Below are 12,366 nucleotides of genomic sequence, written 5' to 3'. Positions count from 1 at the left end.
TTTATGGTGGTTAATGTATAATAACGTAGTTTTAAACGTTTTATTTCAATTTTCCTTTGATAAAATCAATACATTTTTCAGTTACAGTATTGAGATCTTTTGGTAATTCATTTCCTTCCCATGGTTCTTTTGCCCCGAAAGTATGGTTAGCATTTTCAATCAGAAACAATTCAGAATTGGGGTGAAGAATATGAAGATGTTCTGCCTGCTTCACCTCTACCGCTTCATCTTCTGTTCCATGAATAATCAACATATGAGCTTTAGCCATTTCTGTAGCCCGTTCTACATCAAAACGGTGAATATCTTTTTCATAATCTTCATAAAACTGATAATAATGAGGCATTTCCTGTTGGGTACGCCCATTCAAAGCATAATAAACACCATTATTTTTCCAGTTTTCAAAAGCAGTATCTTTTGGGAAACGATCTAAAGTATCCACACTGGCCAACGTAATCAAACCGTTGATTCTTTCGTCTTCAAAAGTTTTAATAATAGAAATCCCTCCTCCTCTGCTGTGCCCGATCAGCACAATCTTTTCATCATCCACATGCGGATCTTTACTAAAGTGATCAATTACAACACCAAGATCTGAAAGTTCTTTAGAATAATTATTCTGTCCAAAAGCTTCAAGATCTCCGAAGTTAAACGGATCATCTGTTGTGGTTCCGTTGTGCGAAAAATTAAACTTGACGAAGAAAAAACCTGCTTCAGCAAACTTTTCTGCCATCAGATTCCAGGCTCCCCAATCTTTATACCCTTTGTATCCGTGAACAAATATGACCAAAGGAAGTTTTTCTTGAGTGTCTTTATAAAAAATATCAGCAAGAAAACCTTTTGTTTCTTTATTTTCTAAGTATATATTCTTTTCTATAATCAAATTCATAAAACAAACTGGCTTTACTTAATATTATTTATATTTATAGGATTAATTCAAACTGAAATTTATGAAAAAAACTCTACTTTTTTTATTTTTAATTACTTTTTCTTTACTCCTCAGTCAGACCACCAAAAGAGTCTTCTTTATTGGAAACAGTTATACTTACGTTAACAATTTACCTGGCCTTATTCAAAGCATTGCCACATCTAATGGCGATATATTTGAACATCACAGTCAGACTCCGGGAGGTGCTACCCTGCAGGATCATTCCAATAATCCCAATGTCATTTCAGACATTAATCAGGGAAACTGGGATTACGTGGTATTACAGGAACAGAGCCAGCTTCCTTCGTTTCCCGATTCACAGGTACAAAATCAGGTGTATCCTTATGCCCTTCAGCTTTCCAATTTAATTAAAACAGCCAATCCTTGTGGAAATGTTATTTTCTACATGACCTGGGGGCGTAAAAATGGTGATGCAACCAACTGTCCTGGTCTTCCAACGGTCTGTACATACCTGGGAATGGACACTCAAATTTATAACCGTTATATGGAAATGGCTATGAACAATGAAGGAATTGTCTCTCCTGTAGGTAAAGTCTGGAGAACAATCAGAGAGCAAAACCCAGCAATTGAATTGTATGATCAGGACGAATCACATCCTAGTTATATAGGTTCTATGGCAGCTGCGTATACATTTTACACTATTATATTCAAGAAAGATCCAACACAGATTCCTTTTAATGGAAATCTTACTCCGTCACAGGCACAGCTGATCAAAGATATTGTGAAAACAGAAGTATATAACCAGCCCGGTAAATGGTATGTAACCAACAATGATGTTCACAGCAGATTCACCTATCAGATAAATGGAGCAGGAACCGTTCAGTTTACGAATACAACCCAGAATGCGGCTTCATATTCATGGGATTTTGGTGATGGTACTACTTCTACTCTGGAAAATCCTATGCACACCTATGCTGTGGGAGGAAGTTATAATGTAAAACTTACAACAGATGCCTGCGGAGCAACCACCACTAAAACAAAACTGGTTGTTGTAAGCACATTAAATACTGCGGAAACAACTATAGAAAACGGTATTCAAATCTATCCAAATCCTGTTCAAAACCTTATCAACATTGCTTCTAAAAATAAAGTTGAGATACTTTCTCTTACAGATATATCAGGAAAAATCATTCCTTATCATTTGAATAAAACAGAAGCTGGCTACAATATTTCACTTCAGCATCTGACCAGCGGAGTTTACTTCCTGAAATATAAAACAGGCGAAAAGGAATTCACTAAAAAAATTATTAAAAAATAAGCTTATTTTTGCTGCATGCAGAATTTAAGAACTGTAACCGTGATGCGTTACATTCTGCCACTGAGAGAGGGAGGATCTCTTCCCGCTCTGGCGGAAGCTGATGATGATTTCAAGTATGTGTTAAAATTCCGTGGTGCAGGCCATGGAGTAAAAATGCTGATTTCCGAACTGTTGGGTGGGAAAATTACCGAAGCTTTAGGACTTAAAATTCCTGAACTTGTTTTCGTTAATCTTGATGCTGATTTCGGAAGAACGGAAGCCGATGAAGAAATCCAGGATCTTCTGAAGTTTTCTGAAGGGCTGAATCTCGGGTTACATTATCTTTCCGGTTCTATTACTTATGATCCGGGAGTAAGTGTGGATCCCCTTCTGGCTTCAAAAATAGTATGGCTGGATGCATTTATTACCAACATCGACCGTACTTTTAAAAATACGAATATGCTGATGTGGCATAAAGAACTTTGGATCATCGATAATGGTGCTTCGTTCTACTTCCATCACTCATGGCAGAATTTTGATGCAGCGGCCAAAACACCTTTCAAATATGTGAAAGACCATGTACTTCTTCCCAAGGCAAAAATGCTTGACGAAGCGGATAAATTTGCCCATGAAATTTTGAATGATACGCTTTTCAGAGACATTGTCAACATGATTCCTGAAGACTGGTTACGCTGGAATGATGCAGATGAAACGCCGGATGAAATTCGTGAGATCTATTTTCAATTTATGAAAACCAGATTAGAAAATTCTCAAATCTTTGTAAACGAAGCGAAAAATGCAAGAGGATAAAATATATGAATACGCGGTAATACGCCTGGTACCCAAAGTTGAAAGAGAAGAGTTTTTCAATATCGGACTGGTGATGTTTTCCAAGAAGGAAAAATTCATCAGAGTGGAATTCTATTTGTGTCCGGACAAGTTCAAACTGATGCACAGCAAACTGGATTACGACGATATTATCCACAATCTGGAAAGCTTTCAGAAAATTGCGAATGGAGATAAAGATGGCGGTCCTATTGCTTTTTTTGATATTCCGGAGCGCTTCCGATGGTTGACAGCAGTAAGAAGTTCTGTAGTACAGACCTCAAGACCTCATCCGGGAAAATCAAAGGATCTAAATGCCACTTTTGGTAAGCTTTTTGAGGAGTTAGTAAAGTAACGCTTCCTTAAAAAATTTATTATGAATTCATCAACAAACAACATATCAATCTACAGGTTTTTCACAAACCTGTTTTTTGTTTTAATTATAGGATTTTATAATTTATTTTTTTCACAAGAATTACCATTAAGACCAAACAAAGCTTCTGCTGTAAAAAGTACATTACTTCCTGAAATTGCAGCAGTTTCTGAAGATATCGTCTACAAAACAAACAGAAAGGGGAAACCTCTCGCTCTTGATCTCTACACTCCCAAGAATGCCACCACTGAAAAACTTCCGGTATTGATCTACGTTCATGGAGGCGGATGGGTAGAAGGTGACAAAGTTGTTAATGCTGATAATTATCTTGAAACGACTGTAAAAAAACTGATAGGCAAACAATATGCAGTGATCAGTATCAATTATACGCTTCTGAATGACAGCACGCATTTTCCATTGCCTTTGGAAGATACCAAAGATGCTGTAAGATGGGTAAGAAAAAACGCAGAGAAATATCATTTCGACACGAATAATATAGGATTATTCGGGGCTTCAGCCGGAGCTCATCTATCCCTGATGGCAGCCTATACACCAGACAATACTTATCTGGGTAATCCGGAACTTTTGTCTTATTCAGCTAAGGTGAATTATGTAATTGATCATTATGGTCCTGCTGATCTTAATAAGCTTTTTCATACAAGATTAGGAACAATTCCGGTAGGAATGATCGGGTTGATGTCCAAAAAAATAGTGGGTTTACAGGAAAATCTTGTCAAAGGAATTTCCGGGTATGATATCAGAAAAGATCAGGACAGCGCTATTGATTACCTTAAAACCCTATCTCCTGTTTATTTTGTTTCAGGAGGAGTTCCAACTTTAATTGTTCAGGGAAATAATGACAAAGTGGTTCCTTTAAATCAGTCTAAAAAGCTTCACAGAAAATTAAACAGAGCCAAAATACAAAACGCTCTCATCATTGTTGATGGCGGAGTACATGGTTTTGGAACAACTGATAAAGCTTATCTGGATAAACTCACTGATGAAATGGTAGATTTTGTTCTTTCACAAAAGAAGTAATATATATTTACCTATTCAACTATAACACAAATAACTATAAATCAATATAATAAAACACATTACAACAACAAATTTGCTAGATTGATATACATATTGATATTTTTTCATTGAGAATTAATTACCTTGGCTATTGTTTAAATTATTAACAACAAAAACGCCAATCAATTAATTATTCATCAACAAAAATAAGCAATATGGAATCTTTAAACAATATCAATGCGCTTACTCTCATATTTGTATCTGTTCTTATTTTTGCGATAGCTTACCGTTTCTATGGTATTTTTATTGCCAATAAAGTCCTCCGACTCAATGACCAGAATACCACCCCTGCCGTGGAATTTGCAGATGGTAAAGATTATGTTGCGACCAATAAAAATGTACTTTTCGGACATCACTTTGCTGCTATTGCTGCTGCCGGACCTTTGGTAGGGCCTGTTCTTGCTGCACAGTTCGGATATCTTCCCGGTGCTTTATGGATATTGATAGGATGCGTACTGGGAGGCGGAGTACATGATATGATTGTTCTTTTTGCTTCTGTGAGACATAAAGGGCAAAGTCTTGCAACGATTGCTTCCAAAGAAATTGGAAAGGCTACGGGTACGGTGGCAGGTTTTGCTATCCTTTTCATTCTGATTCTTACATTGGCAGGTTTATCGTTGGCCTGTATCAACGCCATGCACGAAGCTTCATGGTCTCTTTTTACCGTTGTGATTACTATGCCCATTGCCATCATTATGGGACTGATTATGCGATATAAAAAGAACAGTGTACTTTTTGCAAGTATTCTCGGGGGGATTCTTCTGATTGCTGGGATTATCGGGGGACATACTTTGATGCAGAATCCTACGATGAATGGTTTATTTTCCTGGGATATTAAAACGATTTCTATAGCGATTCCTCTCTATGGTTTTATTGCGTCTGTATTACCGGTTTGGCTTCTTTTAGTTCCTAGAGATTATCTTTCAACCTATTTAAAGATCGGAACTATTATTATGCTGGCTATCGGGGTAATTGTTATTCATCCTACGATACAGATGCCTGCGATTACAGCTTTTGTGAATGGAGGCGGCCCTATTATTGGCGGTCCGGTCCTTCCTTTTATTTTCATTGTGATTGCTTGTGGAGCGATTTCCGGATTTCATGCTGTGATTGCGACGGGAACCACTCCAAAAATGTTGAATAAAGAAAGAGAAATTCTTTTTGTAGGTTACGGAGCAATGCTTGTAGAAGGTTTTGTGGCATTGATGGCACTTATTGCAGCATGTACGCTGATGCCAGGTGATTATTTTGCCATCAATACTCCAAAAGAAGCTTATGATTCATTTCTCGCAGCACATCCTTCCCTGCACGGAGTAGATATAGATTATTATTCACAAAAAATAGGTATTGATCTTTACGGAAGAACCGGAGGTGCAGTATCTCTGGCTGTAGGAATGGCTCATATCTTTAATAAAATCCCGTATATGGATCAGCTGACGGCTTATTGGTATAATTTTGCGATTATGTTTGAAGCAGTATTTATTCTTACTGCCATTGATGCAGGAACAAGAGTGGGTAGATTCTTTTTACAGGAAATGCTTGGATCTGTTGTTCCAAAATTTAATGATAAAAACTGGATTCCGGGGATTATTATCAGCAGTCTTCTTTTCACTTTTGCATGGGGATATCTGGTGTATACCGGAAATGTAAACAGTATCTGGCCATTATTCGGAATCAGTAATCAGCTCTTGGCAGCTTGTGGACTTATCGTCTGTACAACGATGCTGATCAGAATGAACAGAGGAAAATATGCTTTATGTTCGGCTATTCCCGGCGTTTTCATGGCTGGAATTACATTCTGGGCGGGCTATATTCAGGTAACAGCTATTTATATTCCAAAAGGACAGTATTTACTTGCAGTTTTAGCAGCAACAGCAATGATTCTTATGCTTATTGTATTTATAGGAGCTTTCATCAAGTGGTATCAGCTCCTTAAAATCAACACCACTGAAATTGATCATTATGGTGAACCCGTGAAAGAACTGGTAGAAAGATAAGGTTCCTAAATAATAAAGAAAAACAGTTCAGGACTTCTGAACTGTTTTTTTATAAGCATTATCTTTTGTTTTATTTAAAAATTGAAATTAAGTCTTGCAAAAACATATCTTCCATTCTGTCCAAACTGTGAAGTGGAACGTGAATAGATAAATTGGTCATTATTGGTAGAAGCAGTAAGATTTTTCGTTGGATAGATATCAAACAAATTGTTTACTCCTAACGTCAATCCTACATTTTTAGTAAACTGATAAGCTGCAGATAAGTCCGTAATGATCTTATCTCCGATCTGTTGGTGTTCATTAAAATCAATAATTCCGTCTCCGTTCACATCAATAATATCAGCGCCTGTTACTTTCCCGAAATAGGTATTTCTCAAATATAAACTTGCCTCCTTCCAGGAAAGCGTATGAGAAAGACTGGCTTTCACTCTCGGTACGGCTTCTTCCAGATACACTCTTGATTTTTCAGAGAAATATACCTTCTCCAATTGTGGCGACTGCAGAAGCCCTGCAGAATGGATATCACCAACCTGTTTTGTTTTATTAAGGTTAATCGCAAAGTTGTTATCCAACTTAAATCCTGAGAATCTGGCATTGTGTGAAATCACTACATCTAACCCTTTTGTTTCTGTATCAATAGCATTCGTAAAGAACTGCGCAGCATTAATTCCAAGCTGGTCGTAAGCTTCCTGCGCTTTTTGAGGAACGTTTGCTTTCAGAAACTGATCGGTAAGAATAATACGGTTATCAATTCTCGTGAAATATCCGTCTGCTGTAAAGGTAAGACTAGCCGAAGGAATTCTGTACGTAAATCCTACGCTTGCTGATTTTGATGTTTCCTGCTTCAGTTTTGGCATATCCAGCAATCCTGCAAGTTGAGAATCATTACTAAAGGTTCCTACTTCCAGAAGTTGATTATTCGTAAACAATGTAGACGTTACATTATAATAAATCTGGTGGATAGATGGTGCTCTGAATCCGGTAGAACCTGCAAATCTCACATTGAAATTAGGCGCTACCTTGATTCTTGAAGCCAGTTTATAATTGAATGTAGACCCGAAATCCGAATAGTTTTCATATCTGGCTGCAGCATCCACCAATAACCAGTTGGTAAAGTTGAATTCAATATCTGCATACGCTGCTACTGACTGTCTGTTTTTATCCACCGCATTTTCAGGTTTAAACCCGTTAAATACCTGCGATCCTCCCGGAAGCGATGCACCAAAGAAATCTGTAGGTCTCACAGAATTTCCGTTCCATACGTTTCCTGAAACATCATAGGTTGCATAAGAAGCTTGCTCCCCCTGAGTAATTTTAAAATTCTCATAACGGTGCTCAGCTCCAAACGCTACGTTGATTCCTTCCCATACGTCATATTTTTTAGAGAAATCTAAATTGATGGTATTCTGAGAAAATCGCAGTCCACCGGCATTAAATTCTCTTGGTGAAGCAAAACGTAAAGAAGTATTTCCTGTATTCTGAATGTTATAGGTGAATGAATTCTGCCCGTAGGTATTACTGAAATCAATATTCCAGCCTTCCCATTTTCCTTTGATTCCTGCAGCTAATGAGATATCCTGAATATCGGTCCCGATCTGTGGAAGGTAACCATTAGGATATAATCCTGTAAAAGTTCTGCTTTCTCTTGGTCTTCTGTAAAATCCGCCGGAAGTTCCGTGTCTTAAACTGTATCCACCAAAAGTATATACTTTCCAGTTATCACTTACAGGAATCTCTGCGTTCACAAAAAGCTGATGGTTATTCAGTTTAGATTGACCTACCTGCATATTAAAGTCTTTTCTGGTCTGCCCTCGGTAAGCCAGTTCCTGATCTGTAACATCGAAGTTTAATAAGGATTGAAGACCCTTTTGGAGTACATTTCCCTGAGAATCTTTAATATCCTGAATGGTAGAAGCTCCCTGAATGGCTGCCAGCTGGCTGCTGTTGAAATAATTTACTCCCTGGGCATATTGGTGAATATAGTTGATAATTTGCTGCGAATTTGGAGTATTATTGATATTGGTAAACAAAGATGAAAGGTTTACACCATCATTCAGTGCTCTCTGTTCAATAGCATTGTAAGCATTATAAAGAGTTCCGCTTTCTGTACCTGCTCTGTACGTTGGATTTCTGAATTGTGAAGACCAGGTAATATTAAAGAACCCTCCTTTGGTTCCGATTTTATTTCCATAGTTCAAATCCAGCTGAATATTTTGTCCGTCAAAATCTCCGGTGTGGTCATTAGCTGTTGGTGTAAGATTTCCTCCATAGCTGATCTGTCCTGCCAGTTTTCCTGTATCTCTTTTCAGATCAAGATTGATTACTCCGGCAATGGCATCAGATCCGTATTGTGCAGCTGCTCCGTCTCTTAAAACTTCAATTCTGTTCAAAGCGAAGGATGGAATAGCATTCAAATCAGTTCCTACCGTACCTCTTCCTGGTGTTCCGTTAACGTTCACCAATGCTGAAGTATGTCTTCTTTTTCCATTCACCAAAACCAAAACCTGATCCGGTCCCAAACCTCTCAGCTGCGCAGGATCCAAATGGTCTGTTCCATCTGAATTCGTTTGAATGGTAGAAGTAAATGAAGGAGCAACCGCATTTAGAATTTGCCCGATATTCGTCTGTGGAAGGATAATTGAAGATTCTTTTACATTGAATACATCTACAGGAACAGGGCTGTCTACTTTAGATCTGGCACCGGCTCTTGAACCCAGTACTACAACTTCTTCTACATTATTGGTTTTTATGGTGTCTTTATGTGCTTTTATACTGTCTTTTTCCTGTCCGTAAGTAAACACGCCGAGGAAAAATAAAACTGAGGCCGAAAGAATAGTTTTCTTATTATTCATAGTTTAGAATTTGATTAACATTTATGTTTTTACAAGGTGCAAATGTAAAATTTATTTATTAGTCTACAAAACAGATAGACTTTGTTTTTGTAAAAAACTATTATCGTTTCTTTCTATCCCTCATTTAAAGTTATGATAAATTAAGGAAACATTCATAAAAACATTGTTTTATAGAAAGTTAAATCCAAAGTAAATATTAAAAACGCCATGCACGCTAAGAAATATATTATTTATTATTCTGACGATCGCAAGGGCACTCCGTTCAGCAATGCAGGTTACTTTGCTAAGTGAAACGCCTTCGCGAACGAAAAAATATACATAGTGTGATAGCAACATTGCGAACTTCGCGTTTAAATAAAAAACGGATCCAAAAATTGAATCCGTTCGTTTTATATTGTTTTGTTCTGAAATTAAATCTTAGTCAGTTTAGCATATTTCAGGATCAGATTTTTCTCTCCTTCATGCATGAAAACTACTTTTGCTTTGATATTCTGAGGATCTGTTCCGTCCAGGAAAGTAACTTCTCCTATTCCAAAACGGTCGTGTCTCACTTTATCTCCTACTTCAATATCCTGAGAAGAAGCTCCGCTAGGATTGATAATTTTAGCTGTGCTCACGGGCTTCAGTTTTCTGACTTCAGGAACTGGTTTCGAAGTATCTCCTCTGTCAATGGTTTTCTTTTCAACCTTTTTGAAAGATTTCATTTCTGAAGGATGCTCATCAAAGATATTGGATTTCACCCCTGAATTATTGATAAACCTTTTTTCCAATGCCGGATTAAGGAATTCAATATATTCATCATCAATTTCACTTAAGAATCTTGAAGGTTCTGCATCCGTAATTTTCCCCCATTGAAAACGGGAAACAGCATAAGAGAAAAAGGCTTGCTTTTCTGCTCTTGTCAATGCCACATAGAATAATCTTCTCTCTTCTTCCAGATCTTCTCTGGTTGCCGAACTCATAAAGCTTGGGAACAGGTTTTCTTCAAGCCCAACTAAGTGAACCACCGGGAATTCCAGTCCTTTAGAAAGGTGAATCGTCATCAAAGAAACCATATCATCTTCCAGCTCTTTATCCTGAGTATCTGCAGAAAGTGCAATATTTTCAAGGAAATTGGAAAGACTTGGATCTCCATCTTCAAGCTGCATCTGCTCTTCAATGAATCCCTGCATTGAGTTCATCAATTCCTGTACGTTTTCTACTCTGGAAATCCCTTCAGGAGTCTGATCATCTTTCAAAAATTTGATTAAACCACTTCGCTTTGCCACTTCCATTGCAACACTGTAAGCCGTTTCTGTTTTCAGTAAGACCTGAAAAGCCTTAATCATTGACCAGAAATCGTTCAGTTTGTTTAAAACCCCATTATTCAGACCTAATTGTGGTGCATACATCGGAAGATTCTCCAATACTTTTGAAACCGCAATATTGTGGGCATCAGCAAAAACAATCAGTTTATTCTGTGTTGTTTCACCAATTCCTCTTGCAGGATAGTTAATAATCCTCATCAATGCTTCCGAATCGTTTTCATTAATCAGAAGACGAAGGTATCCAATAAGGTCTTTTACCTCTTTTCTTTGATAGAAAGAAAGGCCTCCATACACTTTGTAAGGAATATTTTTACGTCTCAGAGCATCTTCAAAAGCACGCGTCTGAGAGTTGGTTCTGTATAAAATGGCAAAATCGCTGTATTTTCTCTGGTCGCGGTTACGAAGCTCCCAGATATTTCCAGCAACGAAATTGGCTTCATCAGCGTCGGAAAGAGATCTGTATATTTTGATCTTGTCCCCTTCTTCATTATCACTGAATACATTTTTCTTAAACTGCTGCAGGTTTTTTGCAATCACTACATTAGCCGCATTTACAATATTTTGTGTAGAACGGTAATTTTGCTCCAGAGATACTGTTATAGCATCAGGATAATCTTTTTTAAAGTTTAAGATATTATAGATATTTGCTCCACGGAAAGAGTAGATAGACTGCGCATCATCCCCTACCACACAGATATTTTCGAATTTTGAAGCCAAAGCTTTTACAATAAGGTACTGAGAGTGGTTGGTATCCTGGTACTCATCTACCATGATGTATCGGAATCTGTCCTGATATTTTGCCAGCACTTCCGGGAAACGGGTCAGCAATTCATTGGTTTTCAACAACAGGTCATCAAAATCCATAGATCCGTTTCTGAAACACTGATCCACATATTTCTGATAAATCTGCCCGATAAATTTCATATTTGCTTTTTCATCCGCTTCCATCAGTTCAGGATTGTTGAAGTAAGCTTTTACCGTAATCAGATTATTCTTATAGGTTGAAATTCTTGCCTGAACTTTTTTAGGTTTATAAAGATCTGCATCGATATTCATATCCTTCAGAACTTTTTTGATCACGTTCAGGGCATCCTGCTGATCATAAATGGTAAAATTGGAAGGATATCCAAGATAATGAGCTTCAATTCTCAGAATTCTTGCAAAAACCGAGTGAAATGTTCCCATCCAAAGACTTCTTGCATTGCTGTCTCCCACTACCTTCGCAATACGTTCTTTCATCTCACGTGCCGCTTTATTGGTAAAGGTAAGCGCCAGGATATTGAAGGGATCTATTCCGTTGTGTATTAAGTGGGCAATACGCATGGTCAATACACGCGTTTTCCCGGAACCTGCTCCGGCAAGTACCATGAGAGGCCCTTGTAAAGAGGTAACGGCTTCATATTGTGATTCATTGAGTCCTTTCAAATAGTCCATACAGCAAAAAAATTTTGGGAACACAAAATTAAGGTATTCAGAGCAGAATTCAAACTTTCATAGAGAAGTTAGCGATTTGAAGTATTCGGTATTGAGTCTTAAGCACATATATAATAACCATCATTCCGAATTAAACGCGAATGCTCGCAAGGCTAATGATTAATTTTATACTATATCTTTTGTTCCGCAAAGGCACTTCGTTCAGCCAGGATATCGGCTTTCAACTATTGCTGAGTAAAACGCCTTTGCGATCGTTCTTAAAAAATTATATAATTTCTTAGCGAACCTTGCGTTAAAATACAAGCTCATTAAAAAAATGAG

General features: G+C 37.5%; 8 protein-coding genes. 5 read left to right on the top strand and 3 right to left on the bottom strand.

Going from position 1 to position 12,366, the window contains the following annotated elements; all coding sequences use genetic code 11:
* Positions 1-40: 40 nt before the first annotated feature.
* Positions 41-883, bottom strand: coding sequence for an alpha/beta hydrolase family protein (locus tag BUE84_RS04335; RefSeq protein ID WP_079240639.1), 843 nt, complete (start codon positions 881-883; stop codon positions 41-43).
* 61 nt (positions 884-944) lie between these two features.
* Here BUE84_RS04335 and BUE84_RS04330 point away from each other — a divergent pair, with 61 nt between their 5' ends.
* From BUE84_RS04330 to BUE84_RS04310, 5 genes are all read left to right on the top strand, one after another.
* Entirely contained in the window at positions 945-2,201 is a 1,257-nt protein-coding gene (locus BUE84_RS04330) for a T9SS type A sorting domain-containing protein (RefSeq protein ID WP_079240638.1), read from the top strand.
* 15 nt (positions 2,202-2,216) lie between these two features.
* A complete protein-coding gene (locus BUE84_RS04325) occupies positions 2,217-2,990 on the top strand; it encodes a HipA family kinase (RefSeq protein WP_079240637.1) in 774 nt (257 codons plus the stop codon).
* Positions 2,977-3,360, top strand: a complete 384-nt coding sequence (locus BUE84_RS04320) for a DUF3037 domain-containing protein (protein ID WP_079240636.1) — start codon at positions 2,977-2,979, stop codon at positions 3,358-3,360. Before BUE84_RS04325 ends, BUE84_RS04320 begins: the two co-directional genes overlap by 14 nt.
* Before the next feature lie 21 nt (positions 3,361-3,381).
* Positions 3,382-4,416 carry an alpha/beta hydrolase gene (locus tag BUE84_RS04315; RefSeq protein WP_079240635.1) on the top strand — a complete coding sequence of 345 codons (1,035 nt, stop codon included), beginning with the start codon at positions 3,382-3,384 and terminating at the stop codon, positions 4,414-4,416.
* A gap of 194 nt (positions 4,417-4,610) precedes the next feature.
* Positions 4,611-6,452, top strand: coding sequence for a carbon starvation protein A (locus BUE84_RS04310; protein WP_185117013.1), 1,842 nt, complete (start codon positions 4,611-4,613; stop codon positions 6,450-6,452).
* Between the two features lie 74 nt (positions 6,453-6,526).
* Here the strand turns inward: BUE84_RS04310 and BUE84_RS04305 are convergent, their stop codons facing one another.
* Entirely contained in the window at positions 6,527-9,304 is a 2,778-nt protein-coding gene (locus BUE84_RS04305; protein WP_079240634.1) for a TonB-dependent receptor plug domain-containing protein, read from the bottom strand.
* Positions 9,305-9,714: 410 nt separating this feature from the next.
* Positions 9,715-12,045, bottom strand: coding sequence for an ATP-dependent helicase (locus BUE84_RS04300; RefSeq protein ID WP_079240633.1), 2,331 nt, complete (start codon positions 12,043-12,045; stop codon positions 9,715-9,717).
* Positions 12,046-12,366: the final 321 nt, after the last annotated feature.

The sequence above is a fragment of the Chryseobacterium indologenes genome (assembly GCF_002025665.1).
Classification (GTDB): domain Bacteria; phylum Bacteroidota; class Bacteroidia; order Flavobacteriales; family Weeksellaceae; genus Chryseobacterium; species Chryseobacterium metallicongregator.
This window is presented reverse-complemented; position numbering and strand designations above follow the sequence as displayed.